20 protein-coding genes are annotated in these 24,277 nt (G+C 37.6%); 14 read left to right on the forward strand and 6 right to left on the reverse strand.

The window, feature by feature from the left end:
- Window positions 1-17: 17 nt before the first annotated feature.
- Complete coding sequence (locus tag IGL07_RS01620) at window positions 18-602, reverse strand: lytic polysaccharide monooxygenase (RefSeq protein WP_002355225.1); 585 nt, start codon at window positions 600-602, stop codon at window positions 18-20.
- A gap of 274 nt (window positions 603-876) precedes the next feature.
- On the opposite strand from IGL07_RS01620, the gene IGL07_RS01625 reads away from it, so the two are divergent.
- The 3 genes from IGL07_RS01625 to IGL07_RS01635 are packed head-to-tail and all read left to right on the forward strand — an operon-like array spanning window position 877 to window position 3,047.
- Window positions 877-1,611, forward strand: a complete 735-nt coding sequence (locus IGL07_RS01625; RefSeq protein ID WP_010816998.1) for an acyl-ACP thioesterase domain-containing protein — start codon at window positions 877-879, stop codon at window positions 1,609-1,611.
- Window positions 1,612-1,660: 49 nt separating this feature from the next.
- On the forward strand, window positions 1,661-2,494 hold the full coding sequence (locus tag IGL07_RS01630) for a DUF72 domain-containing protein (protein WP_002358361.1): 834 nt from the start codon (window positions 1,661-1,663) through the stop codon (window positions 2,492-2,494).
- Window positions 2,495-2,510: 16 nt separating this feature from the next.
- On the forward strand, window positions 2,511-3,047 hold the full coding sequence (locus IGL07_RS01635) for a haloacid dehalogenase (protein WP_002408664.1): 537 nt from the start codon (window positions 2,511-2,513) through the stop codon (window positions 3,045-3,047).
- Window positions 3,048-3,069: 22 nt separating this feature from the next.
- Here IGL07_RS01635 and IGL07_RS01640 read toward each other — a convergent pair whose 3' ends face one another.
- The gene (locus IGL07_RS01640) at window positions 3,070-4,422 is read right to left on the reverse strand and encodes an aspartate kinase (protein ID WP_002385384.1); all 1,353 of its coding nucleotides are present in this window, start codon (window positions 4,420-4,422) and stop codon (window positions 3,070-3,072) included.
- 186 nt (window positions 4,423-4,608) lie between these two features.
- Here IGL07_RS01640 and IGL07_RS01645 point away from each other — a divergent pair, with 186 nt between their 5' ends.
- The 3 genes from IGL07_RS01645 (at window position 4,609) to IGL07_RS01655 (ending at window position 8,488) form a co-directional block, all read left to right on the forward strand.
- Window positions 4,609-5,295, forward strand: a complete 687-nt coding sequence (locus tag IGL07_RS01645) for an HAD family hydrolase (RefSeq protein ID WP_010816999.1) — start codon at window positions 4,609-4,611, stop codon at window positions 5,293-5,295.
- A gap of 185 nt (window positions 5,296-5,480) precedes the next feature.
- Window positions 5,481-7,217, forward strand: a complete 1,737-nt coding sequence (gene ezrA, locus IGL07_RS01650) for a septation ring formation regulator EzrA (protein WP_002375789.1) — start codon at window positions 5,481-5,483, stop codon at window positions 7,215-7,217.
- A 125-nt stretch (window positions 7,218-7,342) separates the two neighbouring features.
- A complete protein-coding gene (locus IGL07_RS01655) occupies window positions 7,343-8,488 on the forward strand; it encodes a cysteine desulfurase family protein (RefSeq protein ID WP_002358363.1) in 1,146 nt (381 codons plus the stop codon).
- A gap of 54 nt (window positions 8,489-8,542) precedes the next feature.
- On the opposite strand, the gene IGL07_RS01660 is transcribed toward IGL07_RS01655, so the two are convergent.
- Together IGL07_RS01660 and IGL07_RS01665 are read right to left on the reverse strand one after the other, a co-directional pair.
- On the reverse strand, window positions 8,543-9,235 hold the full coding sequence (locus tag IGL07_RS01660) for a response regulator transcription factor (RefSeq protein WP_002355236.1): 693 nt from the start codon (window positions 9,233-9,235) through the stop codon (window positions 8,543-8,545).
- Window positions 9,232-10,575, reverse strand: coding sequence for a sensor histidine kinase (locus tag IGL07_RS01665; RefSeq protein ID WP_025189470.1), 1,344 nt, complete (start codon window positions 10,573-10,575; stop codon window positions 9,232-9,234). Before IGL07_RS01665 ends, IGL07_RS01660 begins: the two co-directional genes overlap by 4 nt.
- A gap of 324 nt (window positions 10,576-10,899) precedes the next feature.
- On the opposite strand from IGL07_RS01665, the gene IGL07_RS01670 reads away from it, so the two are divergent.
- From IGL07_RS01670 to IGL07_RS01690, 5 genes are all read left to right on the forward strand, one after another.
- The gene (locus IGL07_RS01670; protein ID WP_002366072.1) at window positions 10,900-11,877 is read left to right on the forward strand and encodes a DUF4822 domain-containing protein; all 978 of its coding nucleotides are present in this window, start codon (window positions 10,900-10,902) and stop codon (window positions 11,875-11,877) included.
- Between the two features lie 184 nt (window positions 11,878-12,061).
- Window positions 12,062-13,027, forward strand: coding sequence for a DUF4822 domain-containing protein (locus IGL07_RS01675; RefSeq protein WP_002379048.1), 966 nt, complete (start codon window positions 12,062-12,064; stop codon window positions 13,025-13,027).
- Between the two features lie 218 nt (window positions 13,028-13,245).
- Window positions 13,246-14,289 carry a DUF4822 domain-containing protein gene (locus IGL07_RS01680; protein WP_010817001.1) on the forward strand — a complete coding sequence of 348 codons (1,044 nt, stop codon included), beginning with the start codon at window positions 13,246-13,248 and terminating at the stop codon, window positions 14,287-14,289.
- A 173-nt stretch (window positions 14,290-14,462) separates the two neighbouring features.
- Window positions 14,463-15,266, forward strand: coding sequence for an ankyrin repeat domain-containing protein (locus tag IGL07_RS01685; protein ID WP_002373191.1), 804 nt, complete (start codon window positions 14,463-14,465; stop codon window positions 15,264-15,266).
- 51 nt (window positions 15,267-15,317) lie between these two features.
- A complete protein-coding gene (locus IGL07_RS01690) occupies window positions 15,318-16,529 on the forward strand; it encodes an amidohydrolase family protein (RefSeq protein ID WP_010817002.1) in 1,212 nt (403 codons plus the stop codon).
- 38 nt (window positions 16,530-16,567) lie between these two features.
- On the opposite strand, the gene IGL07_RS01695 is transcribed toward IGL07_RS01690, so the two are convergent.
- Both IGL07_RS01695 and IGL07_RS01700 read right to left on the reverse strand, forming a co-directional pair.
- Window positions 16,568-17,380, reverse strand: a complete 813-nt coding sequence (locus tag IGL07_RS01695) for an alpha/beta hydrolase (RefSeq protein ID WP_010817003.1) — start codon at window positions 17,378-17,380, stop codon at window positions 16,568-16,570.
- Window positions 17,355-18,947, reverse strand: coding sequence for a PucR family transcriptional regulator (locus IGL07_RS01700; RefSeq protein ID WP_002355248.1), 1,593 nt, complete (start codon window positions 18,945-18,947; stop codon window positions 17,355-17,357). Before IGL07_RS01700 ends, IGL07_RS01695 begins: the two co-directional genes overlap by 26 nt.
- Before the next feature lie 122 nt (window positions 18,948-19,069).
- Here IGL07_RS01700 and fdrA point away from each other — a divergent pair, with 122 nt between their 5' ends.
- From fdrA to IGL07_RS01715, 3 genes are read left to right on the forward strand one after another with little or no spacing between them, the layout of a single operon-like run.
- Window positions 19,070-22,081, forward strand: coding sequence for a DUF1116 domain-containing protein (gene fdrA, locus IGL07_RS01705; RefSeq protein WP_002355249.1), 3,012 nt, complete (start codon window positions 19,070-19,072; stop codon window positions 22,079-22,081).
- A complete protein-coding gene (locus IGL07_RS01710) occupies window positions 22,074-22,907 on the forward strand; it encodes a DUF2877 domain-containing protein (protein WP_002355250.1) in 834 nt (277 codons plus the stop codon). Before fdrA ends, IGL07_RS01710 begins: the two co-directional genes overlap by 8 nt.
- Before the next feature lie 9 nt (window positions 22,908-22,916).
- Window positions 22,917-24,170 carry an MFS transporter gene (locus tag IGL07_RS01715; RefSeq protein WP_002355251.1) on the forward strand — a complete coding sequence of 418 codons (1,254 nt, stop codon included), beginning with the start codon at window positions 22,917-22,919 and terminating at the stop codon, window positions 24,168-24,170.
- Window positions 24,171-24,277 lie beyond the last annotated feature (107 nt).

A 24,277-nucleotide genomic window follows, 5' to 3' on the forward strand; every position in this document is an offset into this window, starting at 1 on the left:
TTAAGATGTGAGTATTTTTACTGAATGTTCACATCAATCGCTTGGTAAAAGGCGTTCACCGTATCACCAATGCCCCAGACAGCGTAAATGACATGATAACCTTTGCGGTCTGTCGGAATATTAATTGTTTGTTTAACAACTTTATTAGGAACTTCTTGTTTGCCGTCAATTGAAGCAATTTTGTCGAAGTTTTTAATGTCTAATGGTTGATTGGGATTCCAGCCATTTTTAGTAATATAGTAATCCCAAGAAGCAGTTCTATGTTGGGCAGTTAAGTTCCAAGTGATGTCAAGGGGACCTGTTGTAATGTTTGTTTTGTGCCAACGAGTAGCTGTTTGTTCATCCAAAGGTTCAAAACCTGAGACACCTGCACTGGCTAATTTACCAGTAATAAACGTATTTTTGGGCGCTTCGATACTTTGAGGTTCCCATTGTGCACGACCAACATTTGTATTTAAGTTACCACCAGCAGAACTACCAAAGAAAGCACGACTTCCAGGACTTGCTACGTAACCATGAGCCTCCGAAACAGTAGGGGCCAATGCAGCGCCACCTAAAACAAAACTAAAAGCCAGGACGATTGTTAATAAACTCTTTTTCACGAAAAAAACCTCCTAAAAAATTATTTTGTATGCGCTTACAGATAGGAATATAACATAATAATCTTTCGGATACAAATAATAAGAAATGTTATTTTTAAAAATAAAACAATATTTTTTAAGTAATATTAAGAACGTTTTTAAATAATATAAATAATAGTGTTTTTCAAAGTTTTGTTAATTTTTCATTCGGAATCGCAATTGAAGAAATCACGTGGTATACTTTTAAGAAGAAACAATGACACGAAAGTAGCCATTGGAAAAAGGAGATTATTTCGTGGGAAAAAAACATACATCCTCTTATGAAGTTGCCTACTATGACGGCGATTTTACTGGTGCAATGAAGATACCGGCTTTGTTAGCGGTTGTCATTAAAGTATCAGAAGAACAAACAGAATTACTAGGAAGAGATGCAGCTTATGTCGCTCAATTTGGCCTAGGCTGGGTCATCACCAATTATGAAATAGAGATTCACCGCTTACCAAAAGTTGGTGAAAAAGTAGCAATTACAACGCAAGCTATGAGTTATAACAAATATTTTTGTTATCGTAACTTTTGGGTTCATGATGAAAAAGGCAATGAATGTGTCTTTGTGAAATCAACCTTTGTCTTAATGGATCAAAAAAATCGGAAAATCAGTAGTGTGTTACCAGAAATTATTGCACCTTTTGATTCTGAAAAAATCACTAAAATTTATCGCCATGAAAAAATTGAAAAAGTCGCAGAGGGGAACTTTTTACCTTATCGTGTGCGTTTTTTTGATATTGATGGCAATCAACATGTTAATAATGCGATTTACTTTAATTGGTTATTGGATGTGTTAGGGTATGACTTTTTGACAACGCATCAACCGAAAAAAATTCTTGTGAAATTTGATAAAGAAGTAGAATATGGGCAAGAAGTCGAAAGTCATTACGAAATTGTCGAACAAGAAAATCAGTTGAAAACGCGCCATGAGATTCGGATTGATGGTCAAACCTATTGTGAAGCGAATATCGATTGGACCAACTAAGTTAAGATGACGATTTAAAAAATAAAAAGTTACGCAGAGGAGGAAGGACATGATTCGCTTAGGATTAACATCTTTTAGTGAACACGACTATTTAACTGGAAAAAAACGGGCCACGCTTTATGAATATGCCAGTCATTTACCGCTAGTTGAAATGGACACGGCGTATTACGGGATTCCTCCCAAAGAACGAGTAGCTGAATGGGTCAAAGCAGTTCCCGAAAACTTTCGCTTTGTCATGAAAGTTTATAGTGGAATCAGTTGTCAAGGTGAGTGGCAGACTTATTATGCAAGTGAAGAAGAAATGATCACCGCCTTTTTAGAAAGTATGGCCCCATTAATTGAAAGTAAAAAATTATTTGCCTTTCTGGTACAATTTTCAGGAACATTTGGTTGTACGAAAGAAAATGTCGCTTACTTGCAAAAAATTCGTCACTGGTTTAAAGACCTACCCATCGCCATTGAATTACGAAATAATTCATGGTATCAACCAAACTTTGTAAAACAAATGTTGCAATTTATGAAAGAAAATCAATTTTCACTTGTGATTGTAGATGAACCGCAGATTCCTACGAATCCAGTGCCCTTTTATCCTTATGTAACGAATCCTAATCTCGTGCTCTTCCGGTTTCACGGACGTAATGCGGCTGGCTGGTTAGCCAATGATGCAGAGTGGCGTAAAAAAAGAACCCTCTATCATTATAATACGCAGGAAATCGCTGATTTAAGCGAAGCTGTTTTAAAAATGTCGCAAGAAGCTAAAGAAGTGGGCGTAATTTTTAATAATAATTCTGGCGGCGATGCCGCAGAAAACGCTCTACAGATGCAAAAAGTCTTGAATTTGAGTTACGATGATTTGAATCCAAAACAATTAGATTTATTTTGAGAAAGAAGGTAGCTGAATGTCTGAAAAGCAATCCCCTTATGAAATGGCTTGTGCCTTCCACGAGGTTTTTAATCCACAACAACCAGAGCAACCAACTGCTTTTTCGCCAGAGCTAGCCAGTCGACGAGCAGAGTTTAAAGTCGAAGAACTTGTGGAATTTTTATATAGTGCTGCTAATAATGACCAAGTGCTTTTTCAACAATTGGTCAACGGATTAAAAAAATCTGTCGATAAAGCAGAGCAGAAAGTCTTGGCGAAAGGCAAACCAGTATCTGATCCTTTAGTGGAGGAAGTGGATGCACTAGTTGATTTATTGTATTTTACTTATGGTTCGTTTTGCTTAATGGGCGTCAATCCAACAAAAATTATTGAAATCGTTCATCAAGCCAATATGGGAAAATTATTTCCAGATGGACAGCCACATTATGATCCGGAAACAAATAAAGTATTAAAACCTGAAAATTGGGAACAAGATTTTGCGCCAGAAGCTAAAATTAAAGCGGAAATTCAACGCCAATTGAAAATTACTGAGACCAATAAAAAAGACGAATGAGTTTTCTCATTCGTCTTTTTTATTAATCATGGAAGAACGTCCGATATAAGGCTTTGATGGCTTTTTCCTCTTGTTCTTTTTTGATACCAAACATAATACTTACTTCCGAAGATCCTTGGTTAATCATTTCTAAGTTGATTTTTTCTTTGGCTAACGCCATTGTACTTTCAGCAGTAACCCCAATTCGTTGGCGCATGCCTTCCCCGACAATCATAATCATGGAAAGGTGATGCGTGATGCGTAACTCATCAGGCGCTAAAACTTCTTGGAGTTGAGCCATCAGTCGATTTTCAATTTCAGTTGTTAACTGGTCTTCTCTTAAAACAATCGTGATGTCATCAATTCCTGAGGGCATATGCTCATAGCTTAAGGCTAATTTTTCTAGTACTTCTAAAAGCCGTCGCCCAAAACCTAATTCTCTATTCATTAAATACTTACTAATGTAAATACTTGCGAACCCTTGATCACTAGCAATTCCTACAACAGGGGCATGCTTAACTTTGCGAGAAGTGGTAATTAGGGTGCCAGGATGATGTGGGTTGTTAGTATTTTTGATAACGACTGGAATATTTGCGCGATAGGCAGGCATTAAGGCTTCGTCGTGGAGGACGGCAAATCCTGCATAAGCTAACTCCCGCATTTCTCTGTAGGTCAATTCTTGAATCGTTTGAGGCTGTTCAATAATTCCAGGATGGGCGACATAAATTCCGTCCACATCGGTAAAGTTTTCATACAAATCTGCTTGAACACCTGCGGCAACAATGGACCCTGTGATATCGGAACCGCCACGAGAAAAAGTACAAATTTCGCCGGCTTCTGTATAACCAAAGAAACCTGGAATAACCAAGATTTGTTGAGTCTCACGATAGGCACTAATTTTCTCTAAAGCTTTTGGTAAAATGCGAGCATTGCCTGGCTCAGGTGTTACTAGGAGACCTAATTCTTTTGGACTAATGTAGCGAGCATCTAAGCCATTCTGATTGAAAAAACTGGCAACAACTTTTGCATTATTGTCCTCGCCGCTAGCTAAAAAATAGTCAAATAAAAAAGCATTGTTTTCTTTTGGTAAAGTGGCTAATTGGCGAATCGAAATAGCAATATCAGCTAAAACTGCTTTATCCAAGTGTAATTCATCAAAAAGATCTTCATAACGACGAATGATGGCAGAGATTGTCGATTCAATTTCCTCATTATTTAAGTAGCGCTGATAGTATTGAATCAATAAATCAGTCACTTTAATATCTTGCGGGGTTCGCTTTCCAGGAGCGGATACAACGACAAACGTTCGGCGCGGCTCTTCCTTGACGATTTGTAAGACTTTCTGTAACTGTGGTGCTGATGCTAGCGAGCTACCGCCGAATTTAACTACGTTCACGTTTATCACTCCTGTTTTTAATTATTTTCTCATTTGTAGATTAGTAAAAGGATACCGAAAAACATTTAGAAAAGCAACCACTTATTTTCAGAAAGTTAGGAAATCATGAAAATATTTGTTCTTCATTTTTCCTTAAAATTTTGTTAAACTGTAAAGATATGAGTCGTAACGAAGGAGTTAAATAGTATGACAGAATCCAAAACTGCCATTATTTTTGATATGGACGGTGTCCTAGTAGATAGCGAAGCTTATTATTATGAGCGACGTAAAGCATTTTTAGCGGAATTTGATTTGACCATTGAGGGCCTAACCTTGCCGGAATTAGTCGGTGCGGATATGCGTTCATTATGGCAAAAGATTGAACAAGTCAACAAAAAAGAGCTAGATATTGCTTTTTTAAATGAACAATACATAGCCTATAAAAAAGCGCATCCGATAGATTATTTAGCTGTGCTTGATGAAAATGCGAAACGTGTTTTACAATTTTTAAAAAGACAAGGCTATAAAATCGGATTAGCTTCTTCTTCCACAAAAGACGCAATTGAAGAGGTTTTGACAGTGGGGCAATTAAGTAGTTATTTTGATGCGGTCGTGAGTGGGGAAGATTTCGAAGAAAGTAAACCGGCGCCGGATATTTATCTGCACACGTTACAAGAATTAGATGTTGCGCCACAGGAATGTATAGCCATTGAAGATTCAGAAAAAGGCATTGCCTCTGCCAAAGAAGCTGGGCTAGAAGTTTGGGCGATGCGCGATGAACACTTTGGGATGGATCAAAGTCAAGCGGATGCCTTCTTAACACAACTAAGTGATATTTGTAAAAAAATTAGTGAAAATCGGATCGATGAAAGCAGTGAATCAACCCCTTCGTAAGAAGATCGCGGGTTTTCTTAAAAAAGTTTGTTATAACTAGTGAATGAATATACAGTTTGTGCTATAATTTTCTATAGGTATTTCTGCAAGAATGCCCTTTTTCAAGGGTCAGGAACAATAGATAACCGTGTGAAGAGAACAAACAACCTTTCTTTTATTATAGAAAAATTATCGGAGGAGCCAAAATGAAGAATAATTGGATTATCATTTTAGTACTAGTAATCGTTATTATTGCTGCGGTGCTATACTTAATTGGTTATTTTATGCGCAAAAAAAATCAAGAACAATTAGATGAATTAGAAGTTCGTAAAGAAGCCCTGTTTGACTTGCCAGTCTTTGAAGAAATCGATGACATTAAAAAAATGCATCTAGTTGGACAGAGTCAAAATAGTTTCCGTGAATGGAATCAACGTTGGGTAGAACTATCGACGCGTTCTTTCGCCGAACTAGAGAGTCAAATTTATGAAGTCGAAAATCAAAATGAAATTTTCCGTTTCATGAAAGCGAAGAAAGCAGTCGTGGAAGCGAATGAAACGATGACCGAAATGGAAGCCGAAGTGGAAGTCATTCGTAATGGCTTGAAAGAATTACGTGAAAGTGAAGAGCGCAATTCATTAGAAGTTCAAAAAGCTTTGGATGTCTATGAAGAATTAAGTAAATCACTAAAAGATGATAAAGCTAGCTTTGGTCCAGCTTACTCCGAAATCCAAAAACAATTAAGAAACGTCGAAATTGAATTCACACAATTTGTCACACTAAATACATCGGGGGACCCAATCGAGGCTCGAGAAGTCCTAGAAGATGCGGAACGTCATACGTATGAATTGGAAGACTTAATGAAACGGATTCCACCAATGTATGAAGAATTAAATGAAACTTTCCCAGATCAATTAAAAGAAATCGAAGAAGGCTATAACCAATTATTAGCTGACGATTACGTGTTCCCTGAACAAAACTTTGCTGAAGAAATTCAACATGCGAAAAAACGTGTCGAGAATTCAATGGCTGATTTAGAAAAAACAGAGATTGCCGCAGTAGAGGTTGCGAACCGCGACACAGCAACGGCGATTGATGCATTATATGAAGTGATGGAACGTGAAATTGAAGCGAAGAAATATGTCGTGACCAATCAAAAAATTATTGATGATTATATTTCTCATTCCTTAAAAAATAACCGTCAATTAATGATTGAATTGGACCATGTATCACAAAGCTATACCTTAAACAACAACGAGCTAGGACGTAGTCGTGGCTTCCAAACGGAAATTGAAGAAATTATTCGCCGTCAAAAAGATTTGGAACCTCGAATGAAAGAACATACCGTTCCTTACTCTGAAATTCAGGCGTTCTATAAAGAATGCTATAAGATTTTAGATGATATTGAAAATCAACAATTAGAAATTGATGCTTCATTGAAAGAACTAAGAAAAGGCGAAAAAGTCGCCCAAGAAAAAGTCGACGAATACGAATTCCGTTTACGGAGTATCAAACGGTATGTTGAAAAGCAACGATTACCAGGTTTGTCTGCTGATTACTTAGAATTTTTCTATGTGGCAACGGATCGAATTGAAGATTTAAGCCGAGCCTTAAATAAAATGCGCATTAACATGGATGAAATCAATCGTTTGTGTGACTTATGCGAAGATGATTTAGAGTTATTAGATAAGAAAACAAAAGATTTAGTCAATGCAGCAGCTCTGACAGAACAAATGATGCAATATGCAAACCGCTATCGTCATACTCACGAGAACATCCGAACGGCTTTAGATAAAAGCATGTATTTATTCTCGACAGAATTCCGTTATCAAGATGCATTAGATGAAATTGGAACAGCATTGGAAGCTGTTGAGCCAGGGGCGTTCAAACGAATCGAAGATTTTTATTTTAAAAATATCAATAACCCTAATTTAACAGCAATTTAATTAAACAATCACTAAACAGAGGTTTGTCGACAGACAAGCCTCTGTTTTTATGGCGTGGTGGTGACTTGAAGTGATACTTTAGAAAGTATATAATGGGAAAGAATTTTAAAAAAGAAGGGTGACAAATGATTTATTTTGATAATAGTGCAACTACACCGATTTACCCCCAGGCTTTAGATACATATGTAAAAACCAGTCAGCGGATTATTGGCAATCCGTCTAGTCTGCATGACTTAGGCAGCCAAGCGAATCGGCTCTTACAACAAGCACGGAAGCAGATTGCGGAGCTAATCAATGTTTCAGCAAATGAAATCTATTTTACAAGTGGCGGAACTGAAGGAGATAACTGGGTTTTAAAAGGAACGGCAATCGAAAAACGAGAATTTGGTAATCACATCATTATTTCTGCAGTGGAACATCCAGCAGTTACAGAAACAGCGGAACAATTAGTCGAACTAGGTTTTGAACTTTCTTATGCGCCAGTGGATAAAGAAGGTCGTGTAAAAGTCGAGGAACTACAGAAATTAATTAGAAAAGAAACGATTTTGGTTTCTGTTATGGCAGTCAACAATGAAGTGGGAACGATTCAACCAATTAAAGAAATCAGCGAGGTTTTAGCGGAGTTTCCTAAAATTCATTTTCATGTAGACGCGGTTCAAGCAATTGGGAAAGTTAATTACTCAGAGTGGTTAACGGATCGGGTGGATTTTGCAACGTTTTCTGCACATAAATTTCATGGACCACGAGGCATTGGTTTTATGTATTGGAAACAAGGAAAACGTTTAGCGCCGCTTTTAACAGGAGGCGGGCAAGAGAACAACCAACGCAGTGGGACAGAAAACGTACCAGCAATCGTGGCAATGGCCAAAGCGTTGCGTTTGCATTTAGAGAACGAACAACAACGGCCGCAACATGTGGCGACATTACGGAGTTATTTATTAAAGGCGCTAGAAGAATTTCAAAATGTGACTGTTTTTTCACAAGATAATGAACATTTTGCGCCACACATTTTATGTTTTGCTTTGAAAGGGATCCGCGGCGAAGTGCTAGTCCATGCATTGGAAGAAAAACAGATTTATATTTCGACTACGAGTGCTTGTTCTAGCCGAAAAAAAATGGCTAGCAGCACCTTGTATGCCATGCATGTGCCTGGGGAATTGGCGACCTCCGCTGTGCGCATTAGTTTAGATGAAAGCAATACAATGGCAGAGATTGAACAATTTATGATTGTTTTTAACCAACTTTATCAAAAATTTTCTCGTGTAAATTAATAAAAAAATAAGTCGGAGCCTATTTCTAGGCTCTGACTTATTTTTTTGCTTTCTTTATCGATTGAAGCGGTAGCCACTTCCCCAGAGTGTTTCAATCGGAGAATCAGAGAGATTGGCTTTTTTTAATTTTTCCCGAATCCGTTTAATGTGAACAACGACAGTCGAAACCTCAGTATCTAAGGCATCAAACCCCCAGACACTTTCAAAAAGTTCTTCTTTATTCCACACACGGTTAGGATGTTCCATCAAGAAAACCAATAATTTGTATTCTTTGCTTGTAAAAATAACTTCATTTTCTAAAACAAACACTTTGTGGGCGGCAGTGTCGACAGCGATTTCATTGATTTTTAGTAATTGTGGTGGTTGTTCTGCTTTGCTTAGCAATTGATAACGGTTCATATGGGCTTTTGCTCGAGCGACTAATTCATTGGGACTAAACGGCTTGATTATATAATCATCAGCACCTAAGCCAAGCCCACGAATTTTATCAATATCTTCTTTTTTAGCCGAAACAATCATGATCGGCGTTTGCTTTTTTTTCCGAATTGCACGACAGATTTCAAAACCATCCATAGTTGGCAGCATCACATCTAAAATAATTAAATCAAAGGGCTCATTTAAAGCTGCTTCCAATCCTTTTTTTCCATCATGTTCGATTGTGACAGTCATATCATTAATTTCTAAATAATCTTTTTGCAAATCAGCAATGCTTGGATCATCTTCAATAATTAATACATGTGGTTTCATTTTTCATCCTCCAACAACGGCAGCGTAATTATCACGTTGGTGCCGTCTCCTTTTTTACTTGTGACAGTGATTGTTCCCTGATGATAGTCAATAATTTGTTTGACAATACTTAATCCCAAGCCGCTTCCTTTAACTGTTGGGGTTCGAGATTTGTCCACACGATAGAAACGTTCGAATAAATAAGGTAATTCTTTTTTATCGATACCAATGCCGTTATCTGCAATGGTTAAAACTAAGTCTGTTTGATTATGCGTTAAAGAAATCGTAAAGGCCAGTTGCTCTTTATTGGGATCCGCAAATTTAATGCTATTTTGAATTAGATTGGTAATCACGCGATTCATCTGCGTTGGATCCATTTGAACGTATAAAGCTTCGGTGGGAAGTACAGAAGTGATCACGAGTTCTTGTTCCAAACGGTATTCTTCAAGAATATGTGCAATAAAACGAGTGAAATTGGTCTTTTCCATTGTAAAGACAGCACGGTCTAGGTCTAATTTAGAATACAAAAATAATTCTTCGATTAAATCATTGAGGCCTAAACTTTTTTCATGAATGACCGTTAAATAGCGCTGTTTTTTTTCTTCGGTATTGGCAACACCATCCATCAAGCCTTCAACGTAACCAATGATAGAAGTAATTGGTGTTTTTAAGTCATGAGAAATATTTGCAATTAATTCTTTCCGATTATCTTCATATTTTTCGCGTTCCGCATTGGCTTCTTCTAAATCTTGCCACATTTGTTCAAAACTAAGTTGGAGCTGTTTGACTTCCGTTGAGACGGTTTGGTGGCTAGTTGGTGTAAATGGATTTTCTTTTTGGGCATCCTTACCCAATGTTTTAGTCGCTTTTTCTAATGCTTCTAATGGCTCGATAGTGGTTTTGGTTAAGCGCTTATTAATGAGCCAAGCTGCCGCAATTGCTACAAGGATAATTAACAAAATCATCCAGATAATCCAGCGTGTGAAGAATTCAAAAAGGCTGCTTTCGCGTTTCAAGACAATAAAGCTCCCGTTAGAACCATCTAAATAATGAAAATCGGATTTGACATAATGATATAGACGCCCTGCATTATCCAGTGTGCCAGTTGGCATAATATTATTCATTTCGTAGTTTGGAATATGTACAGACAAAGATTTTTCTACTAAATTATCCGAATAATAAGGAAACCGTGCATTCTTTCGAATAATCACACTTAATCCTTTTGCCTCAATTGTTTGAATCGTTTCCTTTAATTCTTTACTCAAAGGCGTATCTAGTAATTTCGGTGACTTTTTTAACAATTGATCTAAGGCCAAATAACTTTCTTCTTCGTTAGCGGTCAATGGTCGTTGCTTATTCATCATTCGGTAAGCTTGGGGCAAACTGGGGACAGTTCCTAATGTGATGTAAGAAGCTAAGGATAAAACAGCTAAAACAGAGGCTAAAGTAATAATGATGGCACTAATATAAGAAATAAAAAAGCGGCGTTTAATGGTCAAAAGCGTCCCTCCTAGTGGTTTTAATCTATTTCTTACTTATAGTGTATTACAAGTGAACAAAAAAAAGCTAGTATTGTTATTAACTTTTTTTCATTTGTTTATAATTTGTTCATTTTTCGGCAAGTAGGAGTTTATAAGGCTTTGCTATTCTAGGTATATCAAAAAGAAAAAAGGGGATTACCAACTATGAAAAAGAAAAAAGTTTTTAGTACGATTACCTTATTAACCTTTAGTACGCTGTTGATTGCAGGCTGTGCTGGCGGAGCCAACTCTGCAACAGATAAATCAAGTGCAGCTAGCTCAAGCACTGCAGTCTCTAGTTCAGCAGAAGCAGCTAAAGAGCAATCAAAAGGACAAGAATTAACAGAAATTTTATCCAGTACTGATTGGCAAGGCACAAAAGTTTACGACAAAAATAATAATGATTTAACAGCAGAAAATGCTAATTTTATTGGTTTAGCAAAATATGATGGTGAAACAGGTTTTTATGAATTTTTCGACAAAGAAACAGGTGAAACCCGTGGCGATGAAGGCACATTTTTTGTGACAGACGATGGCGAAAAGCGTATCTTGATTTCGGATACACAAAACTATCAAGCAGTCGTTGATTTAACGGAAGTGACGAAAGATAAATTTACCTATAAGCGAATGGGTAAAGATAAAGACGGAAAAGATGTAGAAGTCTTTGTAGAACATATCCCTTATTCTGACGAGAAATTAACCTTTACGAATGGCCGTAAAGATTTAGAAACAGAAACTGGCAAAATTGTTACCAATGAACCTGGGGATGACATTTTAGGGGCCACATTATGGAATGGCACGAAAGTTTTAGATGAAGACGGTAACGATGTTACTGAAGCAAATAAAATGTTTATTAGTTTAGCGAAATTTGATAATAAAACAAGTAAATATGAATTCTTTGATTTAGAAACGGGTAAAACACGTGGAGATTTTGGTTACTTCCAAGTAATTGATAATAACAAAATCCGGGCCCACGTTTCAATTGGTGACAATAAATATGGAGCTGCGTTAGAATTAACAGAATTAAATGATAAACGTTTTACGTATACACGAATGGGTAAAGACAACAATGGCAAAGAAATTAAAGTCTTTGTAGAACATGAACCATATGAAGGAGATTTTACGCCAGACTTCACGTTCTAATTAGTCAATCACGAGTGGATGAAGCGGTCAAAAGGAAGTAAAGGATTCTTTTGACCGCTTCATTTTTAACAAAAAAATAGTTTATAGTTGTTTTTAATCGTTTATAAATTGTTCATTTTTCTGACAGTGGTAGTTTAGAATCGTTTGTTAAGATAGGTTTATCAAAGAAAAGGAGCGATGCTTTATGAAAAAGAAAGTATTAAGTTCGATTACTTTAGTAACATTAAGTACGTTACTTATAGCAGGTTATGCAAGTCCAGCATTTGCAGATCATGCAGCCAATCCAAATAGTGCTACAGCAAATTTAGGCAAACATCAAAACAATGGCCAAACAAAAGGCGATAAGGCGACAAAGATTTTATCTGGCACGGACTGGCAAGGAACCCGTGTTTATGATGCTGCTGGTAATGATTTAACGGCAGAAAATGCTAATTTTATTGGTTTAGCAAAATATGATGGTGAAACCGGTTTTTACGAGTTTTTCGACAAAAATACTGGGGAAACCCGTGGTGACGAAGGAACATTTTTTGTGACAGGTGATGGCACAAAACGAATTTTAATTTCGCGGACACAAAATTATCAAGCCGTAGTGGATTTAACCGAAGTGAGTAAAGACAAATTTACTTACAAGCGTTTAGGGAAAGATAAACTGGGGAATGATGTTGAAGTTTACGTGGAACACATTCCTTATCATGGGAAAAAATTAGCTTTTACAAATGGACGTGAAGCATTAACCAATCAAACTGGCAAAATTGTGACAAATAAATCAGGGGATAAAATTTTAGGAACAACCTTGTGGAATGGCACAAAAGTCGTAGATAAAAACGGTAATGATGTGACAGCGGCCAATCAAAATTTCATTAGTTTAGCGAAATTTGATCCAAACACAAGTAAATATGAATTTTTCAATTTACAAACAGGTGAAACCCGCGGCGATTTTGGGTACTTCCAAGTGGTGGACAATAACAAGATTCGGGCCCATGTATCTATTGGGACGAATCGTTACGGTGCGGCGCTAGAATTAACGGAACTAAACAATGATCGATTTACGTATACTCGAATGGGTAAAGATAATGCTGGTAATGATATTCAAGTGTTCGTGGAACATGAACCTTACCAAGGCACATATCATCCAGCCTTTACTTTTTAAAAGTCTCTTGTCTTCTCTCTTATTTAACAAAAGAACGTCCCCCAACGTTCTTTTGTTTTCTCTTCTTCTATAAATAAATTGTTATTAGTTACAATTAAACATTATTATTAAGATAATTATAATGATTATTATTTAATAATTTGTTCATATTATGGACAGGTGGAGTTAATAACTACTTGCTATCCTTAAATTATCAAAAGGAAAGGGAGTAGTAGCTTATGAAGAAAAAAATGGTGGGGACAATTACATTATTGGCCCTAAGTGCAATGTTAGTTGGTGGAGTAGGGAGTTCTGTCACAGCACAGGCATATGCGCCTGTAGCAATGGCTAATCCCAATAATTTAGGAGATTTACCTGAGTATTTACGCTCGGTTGGTATTCGGCAAGATGAAATGTTATCGGAAAAAGATTGGGCAGGTCAACGTGTCTATGATAAAAATGGGACCGACTTAACTGCTGAAAATCAGGATTTATTGCATGCAATCAAGTTTGATGCAACCACTAGTTTCTATGAATTTTTTGATAAAGAGACTGGAGAATCCACAGGAGATGAAGGAACCTTCTTTATGACTGCTGGTATTACGGATGTTTCTCGTCTGGTACTTATCTCGGAAACGAAAAATTATCAAGGCGTTTATCGTCTGAAAACCTTGTACCAAGATACCTTTACGTATAGCCAAACAGGGAAAGACAAAGCAGGAAATGATGTGGAAGTTTTTGTAGAAAATAAAGCAACCTCAGGACCAGTCTATGGCCGTCCACAACCTTTCCCAAATAATCGTCCGAGAACATTGGAATTTACGAATGGTCGCCGTGCCATGACAGAACAAACAGGTCAGATTGATGTAAATCGACAAGGGGATGAAATTATTGGTAAAACCTCTTTTGATGGGACACCGCAACTTCTTTGGAATGGCACAAAAGTAGTGGATAAAGATGGCAATGACGTAACTTCGGCCAACCAAAACTTTATCAGCTTAGCGAAATTTGACCAAGACAGCAGCAAATATGAATTTTTCAATTTACAAACAGGTGAAACTCGTGGCGACTATGGCTACTTTAAAGTAGGAAATCAAAATAAATTCCGTGCCCATGTGTCCATTGGAACCAATCGCTATGGTGCTGTCTTAGAATTAACAGAATTGAATGATAATCGTTTTACGTACACACGAATGGGTAAAGATAACGAAGGAAACGATATCCAAGTCTACGTGGAACATGAACCATACCAAGGAACTTTTAATCCTGAATTTACCTTTTAAGAACAAAACATACGAATGGAAACCAAAAAAAGTTTCGACTTCTTTTGGTTTCTCTCTTTTTAAAATAGAAAAACAGAGAAAGCGTTTTAATCGACAAATAAAAAAAGATTCGTTAGATTAGAACCACTGGAGACAAATCTCATATTTCTCTCGAGGAAAGGAAGTTGAGCACAATGAACAAAAAAATTTTAATGGGGCTATTAAGTGTCGTGACCATTCCATTACTTGCTGCGTGTCAAGGAGGAGAAACACCTTCCGCAGCGTCAAAAAATAGTCAAACGGTGACTACTCAAAGTAGTGCAAAAACTGAAAGCACCAGTACAACCCGTTCGGTGGCTCAAACAACATCAAAAGAGGAAGTGAAAGAACCGATGAAGACCTATGAAGTGGGTGCGCTTTTAGAAGCAGCCAATCAACGAGATACGAAGAAGGTCAAGGAAATTTTACAAGATACTACTTATCAAGTAGATGAAGTCGACACAGAAGGCAACACACCGCTCAATATCGCTGTTCACAATAATGACATTGAGATTGCAAAAGCGTTGATTGATCGGGGTGCCGATATTAATCTGCAAAATAGCATTAGTGATAGTCCCTATCTTTATGCGGGAGCGCAAGGACGTACGGAGATTTTAGCGTATATGTTAAAAAATGCGACCCCAGATTTAAATAAGCATAACCGTTACGGTGGCAATGCGTTAATTCCGGCAGCTGAAAAAGGACATATTGACAATGTGAAGCTCTTGTTAGAAGATGGACGAGAAGACATAGATTTCCAAAATGACTTTGGCTATACAGCGTTGATTGAGGCAGTGGGGTTACGTGAAGGGAACCAACTTTACCAAGATATTGTAAAATTGTTAATGGAAAATGGTGCGGATCAATCCATTAAAGACAATTCTGGTCGAACAGCAATGGACTATGCCAATCAAAAAGGTTATACGGAAATTAGTAAAATTTTAGCACAGTACAACTAAGTATTGTGTCCTTTCGGGAAGGAATAAATACAGGTAGGAGTGAAGGTAAGCATGAATTATTGGTTAAAAAATGTTCGAATTGAAACAGGGTATCAAAAAGAAGGTGACTGGTTATCTGGGACAGTAACCAAAGAAGTAGCAATTGAAGTAACAGATGGAGTATTTACGAAAATCATTCCCAATGAAGAATTGGTAGAAGAACCTGGGTTGACAATTATTGATGGTCACCATCAATTGATTTTACCAGGTTTGATTGAAAAACATTGTCACTTTGATAAAAGTAAACTAGGTGTTCCGTGGTATCCGGTGACACCAGCGAAGTCAATTGTGGAACGTGTCGAAGCAGAAATTCCTTATTTAGATAGTTTAGAACTTTCTTTAACTGAACGCGCCAACCATTTAATCGACTTAGAATTACCACATGGCGCGACAGCCTTCAGAACACATGTCGACGTGGAACCGATGACAGACTTACGTTATTTTGATGAAGTCCAAGCGTTGGCCCAAACGAAACCATTTGCGGTAGAAATTGTCGTCTTTCCACAGCACGGCTTACTACGTTCAGATTCCGTTGAATTAGTTGATCAAGCATTAGCAAAAGGTGCCGATTTTATTGGTGGCGTGGATCCTTATTCACTAGATGGTGATTACAAAAAATCATTGGCTGAAACATTCCGCTTAGCAGATAAACATGGTGTCGGTGTGGATATTCATTTACATGACCGTCACGAAGCTGGGACAACAACGATTAAAGAAATTATCCGTTTAACGAAAGAATATGACCTACAAGACAAAGTATTTATCAGCCATGCCTTCGGGTTAAATGATTTCATTGGTGAAGAACGTGACGAAGTTTATGATGCTTTAGCAGCAGAAAAAATTCATATTAATTCCAGCGTGCCAATCACACCTAACACGATTCCGCCAATTATGGAATTGTTACGACATGGAGTCAATGTCCATCTTGGTTGTGACAATATCTACGATTGCTGGTCTCCTTATGGTGATGGCTCATTACAAGAAAAATTGGCTCGTTTAGGTGAACTTTTTAATGTGAAAGATCAAGATGCTTTAACCCAATTATTGGGCTTAGTGACAGATGGTGTCACAACTTTAGACGAACAAGGGCAAGCAAATTGGCCGCAAGTTGGTGCTGAAGCAACATACTTACTCACTGAAGCAGAATGTGCGGCGGCTTTTGTCGCTCGTCAGACACCGGTGGAAATCAGTGTGGTAAAAGGAACCACACTTTATCAAAAATAACAAAAAGAAGCGAGATTTCTCGCTTCTTTTTGTTATGCTTATCGTTCCTTCAGCCAGCTATCCAATTGCTCAAATAAAGTGATGACCGAAGGATCTTTGGTTTGTTTTAAAAAATCATGTTCTAAATAGTAAACCGCTTTAAAGGTACTCTCAGGAATGGTCCGTCCGATTTTTTTGCTATAGCGGAACGGTACTTCTTCGTCTGAGCTGCTAGCTGTACTGAAACAAGGTGGAAAAGTTTTTAATGTTTCGTCTGACAGTGCGTAAGCAGACCAGTCCCCATTTTCTGGTAATCCGTAAAAGTGCGGCAATAGTTCTTGCTGAATACTGTAATGATACAGCAGATAGCGAGAAAGAAAAGGATCATCCCAAACAGGCTTCGTTTGGTCAATGGTAGCTATTTCTTTAGCGGAAATGGCTTGCTTTAATAATTTCCGTGGCTCTTTAATAAATTCTAAATCTGTATAGCCGTAAAAATTGACTAAAAATTGTGGCGTCAAATTTAATGTTTGTAATTGTTTGGTTAACTGTAACATTAAATAACCACCAGCGGAACGCCCGCACAAACCAAAGGGCTGGTTCTGAATAATCTCTTCGTTTAGCAATTGAAAGGTTTCTGTTAGTGTCCCTAAGATGTGATCGATTTTTGTATTTGGAGCCAACAAATAGTCCAGTGCTAAAACGGTATAGCCATTGCTTGTAAACAGCTCCTTCAGTTCTTCTGGTAAATCACTTTTGGTTCCATAAATCATCCCGCCACCGTGTAAATAGACGACATAGTTCGTTGATTCAGTCGTAGCGGGGTAGATAGTAACTGTTGCGCCATTAGCGAGTGTTTGATTGTTTTTCAAGTGCACGTCTCCTCATCTTTATAATGTATGTGGCAATTTCATAATTTAACAATTGCAAGGGATTGGCTAAGTCAATATCAAGAAGTTGTTCTACTTTGTTTAAACGATAACGAATCGTTTTTGAATGAAGGAACATCGCTTCAGAGGTCTGTTTATAGTTGCGGTTATTTTGGAAAAAACTGTACAAAGTTTCAAATAAATCGTAGTTGTTTTCGGCTAATTGATAAAGTGCGCGAGGAATTAATTCGTCTAAATTTTCCAATTGGTCTTCGCGGATAAAATTTTTAAACACCCCGATATCGGCTAAGGTGACAATTGGTCCGTTATAAAAAGTTTCATTAAAGCGCAGAATGTCCAGACATTCAATCAGTAGCTCTTTAATCCCTTCTCGTGATTTTAAACTGCTGACGGCGACGGTAAGCGTGTCGTTTTCTTCTAAAAGTTCAGCTAATAAACGACTTAATTGCAGCTTTGTAATTTTTCCATCACTTTCATTGAAGTTAAAAAGGACCGCCGAATAATTTAGCTGATCAAAGAAGATGGATTTCACACGCAGGGTACGAAGTAAGGCAATAATTCGTTCTTTCATGAGTTGTGTATTGGTGTCTTTGGTAGAAAAAGCAATCGCTTGGTAAGAATCTAGCTCTTGCATTTGCACTTCACGAAGCAAACTGTTTAGCTCGTCAGGATTTTGCGGTGTATTTTGTAAAATAGCATCCGCTAAGTTGTTCAAACGAGTATACCGTTCTTTTTTTAACAAATTTTCGGTATTGAATTTTTCTTGTAAGACATCAATCGCATTTTCGATAATCACTAAATCCGTTTCTTTAACCTTTTCATCTTGTAAATAAACCAGAAGTAAACAATTAGTGGAATAACTATTGAAAATAGAAACTTCTAGTGCCAACTGTTTTTTGGGGTTGGCATGAGAATAAAGTGTTAAAAGAGAGTAATCATTTTTAGTGAATTCACTGTTTTTTAGTTTTTCTCTTGAGAGCACAATCGCATCATGAGGTAAGTCGCCATCGCTAATTTCTAGATGTTTATCCAACATTTTTAAAGCGAAGGGTAATTTAATGATGTCATAAAATTCTTGCATAATCGTCTCAACCGTTGGGTAGTGGCGCTCTAATTTGGTGAAACGTTGGCGCACATCGTAATACGTACGTAAGACATGCGACTGATAATTCAACAAAGGCTCGTAAATCGTAAACAGAATTTTTTCATAGCTAATGTCTTGTGTGATTTTAATTAAAGGAATTTCATAATTGAAACATAATTCGATAAACCACTCTGGAATCATTTTAATGAATCGATCTGTTTTCAAAATTAAGCCGCTGATGCCAATTCGACGCATCTTTACGAAAAAATTTTCCAACTCTTTTTCTGGTAAATCATGCAATGCGTAGAAAGAAGTCAAAATTAACTGATTCTTTCTACTCCAGTTCTCAATGTCAATCGCTTCTAAGACCATTGCCGAGTCAACTTCATTGTCTAAACCAATCTCTTTCGTCAAAATTTTACCTTTTTTTAAGTCACCTATCGATAATAACTCTCTTAATTTCATCATTTTCTCCTTTTTTCCTCTTATGGATAAAAATTATACCATTTTTTTAGAATTATGTCCGATGAAAACACTTTCTCGTTTCGATACAATAGCATTGTAAGGAATAGATAGGAGGATGAACAATGTTACACACAGTAATTTTGAAAAACAATTACCAAGACTCCATCAACTTAATGTTATTGACCAATAAAATCAATGCATTAGATGGTGTAACCATGAGTCAAATCATGATGGGAACAGATGCCAACAAAGACATCCTTAACAACACGAACTTGTTAACGGATGAGGCCAATAGTGCATCTGCAAACGACATGATGATTGTGGTTGACAGTGAAAAAGAAAACATCATGGAAGAAGTTATGCCAGCGATTGATGAATTCTTAGATGATTTATCAGCAAAGGGAACTAGTGAAGAAGCACAAGCAGCAACTTCTTGGTCAGAAGCGTTTGATCTTTTACCAGAGGCGAATGTAGCGCTATTCAGTATTCCTGGTGAATATGGTGCGCCAGAAATGGAACGTGCCTTAAAAAATGATTTACACGTGTTCTCTTTCACGGATAATGTGTCAATTGAAGATGAAGTACGTTTGAAAAAATTAGCGCATGAAAAAGGCTTATTAATGATGGGCCCTGACTGTGGAACTGGTATTATCTCAAGTATTCCAATCGCCTTTACAAATGTTGTTTCTCCAGGAAACATTGGCGTTGTTGGTGCTTCAGGAACAGGGATTCAAGAAGTTACAACGATTATTGACCGCTTAGGTGGCGGAGTTGTTCACGCCATTGGTACTGGTGGTCGTGACCTAAGCGACAAAGTAGGCGCTATCACTGTGAAAGATGCTATTGTGGCCTTAGAAAATCACGAACCAACCGATGTGATTACAGTCATCTCTAAACCACCTGCAAAAGAAGTTCGTGATGAAGTGGTTGAATTATTACAAAGCATTTCAAAACCAGTCGTTGCGATTTTCTTAGGAGAAAAACCAACAAGTCACGAAGGTAAAGTTTATCTAGCTCATACATTAGAAGAAACAGCTAAAATTGCTGTTGATTTAGCAAATGATGTGGCCGTGAAGAAAAATTACTTTGAAGCATTAGCAAAACCAGCTGTACCAACATTACCAGAAGATAAAGTTGTAAAAGGCTTATATTCAGGTGGTACATTAGCTTCTGAAGCAGGTATGTTAATTTCTGAAGCTTTAGACCTTGGCGGTTTAGTGAAAGCAGAAGGCTATGTCTTGAAATCTCACGGTTATGAAGTCATTGACTTAGGCGATGATATGTATACACAAGGTCGTCCGCACCCAATGATTGACCCAGATGTTCGTATCGAAAAAATTCGTGAATACGCACAAGATGAAAAAACGGGGATTATCTTATTCGATGTGGTGTTAGGCTACGGTGCTCATGAAGACATGGTTGGTGCATTATTACCAGCAATTGAAGAAGCGCGTGCCACAGCCAAAGAAGCAGGACGTGATCTTTACTTTGTTGCAACTGTCTGTGGGACGACGAAAGATCCGCAAAATTACCAATCGTCGGTTGATCGTTTGAAAGAAGGCGGCGTTTTAGTTGCAGAAAGCAATGCTAAAGCTGTTCAATTAGCTTTATTACTAAAAGGAATCGAAATTTCAGAAGACGATAAAGAAGTGGTTGCTTACAACGGACCAACTGTCGATGTACCAAAACCAGGCGAAAAAGTAATGGAACTATTAACAACCAAACCAAGAATTATTAACGTTGGGTTGCAAAGCTTTACAGAATCAATCGTTGATTACGGTGGCGAAACTGTTCAATTTAACTGGCGTCCGCGTGCCAACGGCAATAAGAAAATGATTAAAATTTTGGATGCTTTGGAAGATTACAGTGAACAAATCGAAGCTGAAAATCACAAAGTAACAGATAAAATTAAAAATGCACAACCATTCTTAGTAGATGTGGTACCTGCGAAATCAGTGATTCCAGAATTAAATGATGATGCACAAAAAACATTACTTCATGCTGGACCACCAATCCAATGGTCTGAAATGACTGGACCAATGAAAGGTGCTTGTATCGGAGCTGCATTATTCGAACGTTGGGCAGACAATGAAGAAGATGCTTTGAAGATTTTTGAAGCTGGCGAAGTACGTTTCATTCCTTGTCACCATGTAAAAGCAGTAGGACCAATGGGCGGTATTACTTCTGGTAATATGCCAGTCTTTGTTGTAGAAAATCGTTTAGAAGGTAACGAAGCATACTGTATCTTGAATGAAGGTATCGGTAAAGTATTGCGTTTTGGTGCTTATTCACAAGAAGTAGTTGATCGTTTAGATTGGATTAAAGATGTTTTAGGACCAACGATTGCGAAAGCCTTGAAACTTTCTGAAGAAGGCTTGAACTTAAACGTATTGATTGCGCGCTCTATTACAATGGGTGACGAGTTCCACCAAAGAAATATTGCCGCATCGTTGAACTTCTTAAAAGAATTGTCTCCATTAATTATCAAAACAGATATTCCAGAAGATCAAAAATACGAAGTAATCAAATTCTTAGCTGACACAGATCAATTCTTCTTAAATGTCATGATGGCAACTGGAAAAGCAATTGTTGATGGTGCCCGTAAAGATACCAACGGAACGATTGTCACAACGATGACTCGTAACGGCGTGAACTTTGGGGTCCGGATTGCAGAAACAGGCGATCAATGGCATACCGCACCAGTAAATACACCAAAAGGTCTTTACTTCACTGGTTTCAGCGAAGAAGACGGAAATCCTGATGTCGGGGATAGTGCAATTACTGAAACAGTAGGCGTTGGAGCAATGGCTATGGTAGCTGCACCTGGCGTAACACGGTTTGTTGGTGCAGGTGGCTTTGAAGATGCGTTAGCAACCTCAAATGAAATGGCAAAAATCTGTGAAGGACACAACCCAACATTCTCAATTCCAACTTGGGATTTCCAAGGAACTTGTTTAGGAATTGATATCCGTAAAGTGGTGGAATTAGGAATTACACCAATTATCAATACAGGGATTGCACATAAAAATGCCGGTGTTGGTCAAATTGGTGCAGGGACAGTTAGAGCACCTCTAGGCTGTTTTGAAAAAGCCCTAGAAGCGTATGCTGAGAAACTAGGCATTACGGTTGAATAACCAACTAGTCATTAGTGACTACATTTTTCCTATCCACCAATATGGCAAGATGGGAACCATTCACAGTGTTTTTGAACGTTCATTTAATCTGAAAGTCCAGGATCAATTAATCAATGTTGCAAACTTCCATAATTATTTATCAAGCTTTGGTATGTTTTTGCCAGATCAATTGTTTCAAGAAATCTTTCCGTATGTACAACAAGGTAATAAAGTCAAAATCACAGAAAATCAGTTGACCTTTTACAGTACAGTCGGCGTGAAAACGATCCAACTCACACCTGCCGAGGTCGTTTCTTTAAACATTACTCATTTCAAGTTAGAAAAAGACCAATTACGCTTGTTGCGAGACCGCTTATTAGCGAGAAACTTAGAACGTAGAATTGGCCTGCCTTTAGACGAACGAGCAAAGCATATTTTCAAAAAAATGAGCCAAAAACAAAAAGTTTGGACACTATCGGAATGGCAAGAAGTAACGAATTATCTGATTGGTCGGGGCAAAGGGTTAACCCCGAGTGGTGATGACATTTTAGTGGCGTATCAAACAATTCTGTTCATACTTGCTGATGAAAGAGCTGCGGCGTTAGCCGCTACTCTTTCGGCAGCAAATTTATCCACAACAGATGTTAGTAAAGGCTATATTGCAAGCTCGGCTAAAGGATATGTAAATTCATTGTTGTATCAGTTACTCTTGGATTTGGAGAACCATCGGGATAATAGAGTTGACGAAAATATTGACAGAATTATACAAATCGGACATTCCTCTGGTAAAGATATGTCATTTGGAATGTTACTAGCTTTACAATCTGTAGAGTTAGATGAGAAGTGAGGAGAAGACATGGAGAATAGTAAAAAAAATCAAGCAGTGCAAGTGAGCAATAGTTACTGGATTAAAGTCGTAGCCATTTTCTTCGTAGGCTGGATTTTAATGTACGCAACACGAACTATTTTTAATCCAGTGATGGGGGTCATTGGAGAACAATTTGGTCTAAGTAACACACAACTTGGTTTAGCCAATAGTATCTTCTTTCTAACCTATGCTGTTGCACAGATTCCTTTTGGGATGATTGGCGATAAAATTGGGCGGAAATTAGTCATTGCTGTTGGGTTTATCGTTCTTGCTATTTCTACTTATTTTAGTGGATTAGCGACAACCTTTGTTATGTTTTTAGTCATTCGTGCAATTGCTGGTATTGGTCAAGGCGCTTACTATGGCCCGCAATATGCGCTATCGACAGAAGCGATTCCAGCAAGTAAACGGACCATCGGTAATGCCATCATCAATAGTGGGATGGCCTTCGGTACATCAGGTGGGTACTTACTTTCAAGTAAGTTGGTTTTAGAAAATGGTGAACATTGGAGCAAACCATTCTTTATCATGGCGATTCCAACGTTTATCGTAGGGATTCTTTTCTATACAATTTTGAAAGAAAAAGTGATTCGTCCTGGTGAAGAAGCCGCACGAGCAGCTGCTGAAGAAGGACCGCAAGAAAAGATCTCATTAAAAGAAATTTTCTCAAATCGTAATTTATTAGCCGCATTTATTTTATGTTTCACAAGTATTTATGCAAACTTTGTCATTATTACTTGGTTGCCACAATTTTTAATTGCTGAACGTGGCTTTACAGGAGCGAGCGTTGGTTTCATTTCATCACTTGTACCATGGGCCTCTATTCCAGGCGCCTTAATCTTCGCTCGTTTGAATGATAAAACAGGTGCGACGAAAAAATTAGTCTTTACATTAGTACCTTTAGCAATCCTATCTGTCTTTGCGATTGCTTTTGTAACAAATCGGACATTGTTAATTTCTGTTTTAATTCTTTATGGGTTAACAGGGAAATTAGCGTTAGATCCAATTATGGTAACTTTTGTTACCAAACATGCACCAAAAGCGGCCTTAGGAACAACGTTAAGTGCTTATAATTTTATCGGGATGTCAGGGTCAATCCTAGCGCCGTATGTCACAGGATATTTAGCAGATACAGCAGGCTCAATGCAAGTTGGCTTCTATCTTTCTTGTGTACTATTAGTTATTGGTTTACTAGCTTTTGCTTTCTTAGCTAAAGATGAAAGTAAACCGAAATTAGGTTAATTATCCCTTCGATAATGACTGAAACAATCAAAATGAGCAAGACAAAATCTTTCATTTCGTAAACAAATTATTTCTTATCCGTCGATACTGAAAAGATTTTGTCTTTG

It is taken from the genome of Enterococcus sp. DIV1368f (assembly GCF_051712245.1).
Classification (GTDB): Bacteria; Bacillota; Bacilli; order Lactobacillales; family Enterococcaceae; genus Enterococcus; species Enterococcus faecalis.

Excerpts from the sequence above, each read along its gene's own strand:
- ezrA (WP_002375789.1), top strand. The coding sequence starts at position 5,481 with ATGAAGAATAATTGGATTATCATTTTAGTACTAGTAATCGTTATTATT.
- IGL07_RS01665 (WP_025189470.1), bottom strand. The coding sequence starts at position 10,575 with ATGAATAAGCAACGACCATTGACCGCTAACGAAGAAGAAAGTTATTTG.
- IGL07_RS01700 (WP_002355248.1), bottom strand. The coding sequence starts at position 18,947 with ATGAAATTAAGAGAGTTATTATCGATAGGTGACTTAAAAAAAGGTAAA.
- IGL07_RS01635 (WP_002408664.1), top strand. The coding sequence starts at position 2,511 with ATGTCTGAAAAGCAATCCCCTTATGAAATGGCTTGTGCCTTCCACGAG.
- IGL07_RS01645 (WP_010816999.1), top strand. The coding sequence starts at position 4,609 with ATGACAGAATCCAAAACTGCCATTATTTTTGATATGGACGGTGTCCTA.
- IGL07_RS01670 (WP_002366072.1), top strand. The coding sequence starts at position 10,900 with ATGAAAAAGAAAAAAGTTTTTAGTACGATTACCTTATTAACCTTTAGT.
- IGL07_RS01660 (WP_002355236.1), bottom strand. The coding sequence starts at position 9,235 with ATGAAACCACATGTATTAATTATTGAAGATGATCCAAGCATTGCTGAT.
- IGL07_RS01690 (WP_010817002.1), top strand. The coding sequence starts at position 15,318 with ATGAATTATTGGTTAAAAAATGTTCGAATTGAAACAGGGTATCAAAAA.
- fdrA (WP_002355249.1), top strand. The coding sequence starts at position 19,070 with ATGTTACACACAGTAATTTTGAAAAACAATTACCAAGACTCCATCAAC.
- IGL07_RS01680 (WP_010817001.1), top strand. The coding sequence starts at position 13,246 with ATGAAGAAAAAAATGGTGGGGACAATTACATTATTGGCCCTAAGTGCA.
- IGL07_RS01685 (WP_002373191.1), top strand. The coding sequence starts at position 14,463 with ATGAACAAAAAAATTTTAATGGGGCTATTAAGTGTCGTGACCATTCCA.
- IGL07_RS01630 (WP_002358361.1), top strand. The coding sequence starts at position 1,661 with ATGATTCGCTTAGGATTAACATCTTTTAGTGAACACGACTATTTAACT.
- IGL07_RS01655 (WP_002358363.1), top strand. The coding sequence starts at position 7,343 with ATGATTTATTTTGATAATAGTGCAACTACACCGATTTACCCCCAGGCT.
- IGL07_RS01675 (WP_002379048.1), top strand. The coding sequence starts at position 12,062 with ATGAAAAAGAAAGTATTAAGTTCGATTACTTTAGTAACATTAAGTACG.
- IGL07_RS01715 (WP_002355251.1), top strand. The coding sequence starts at position 22,917 with ATGGAGAATAGTAAAAAAAATCAAGCAGTGCAAGTGAGCAATAGTTAC.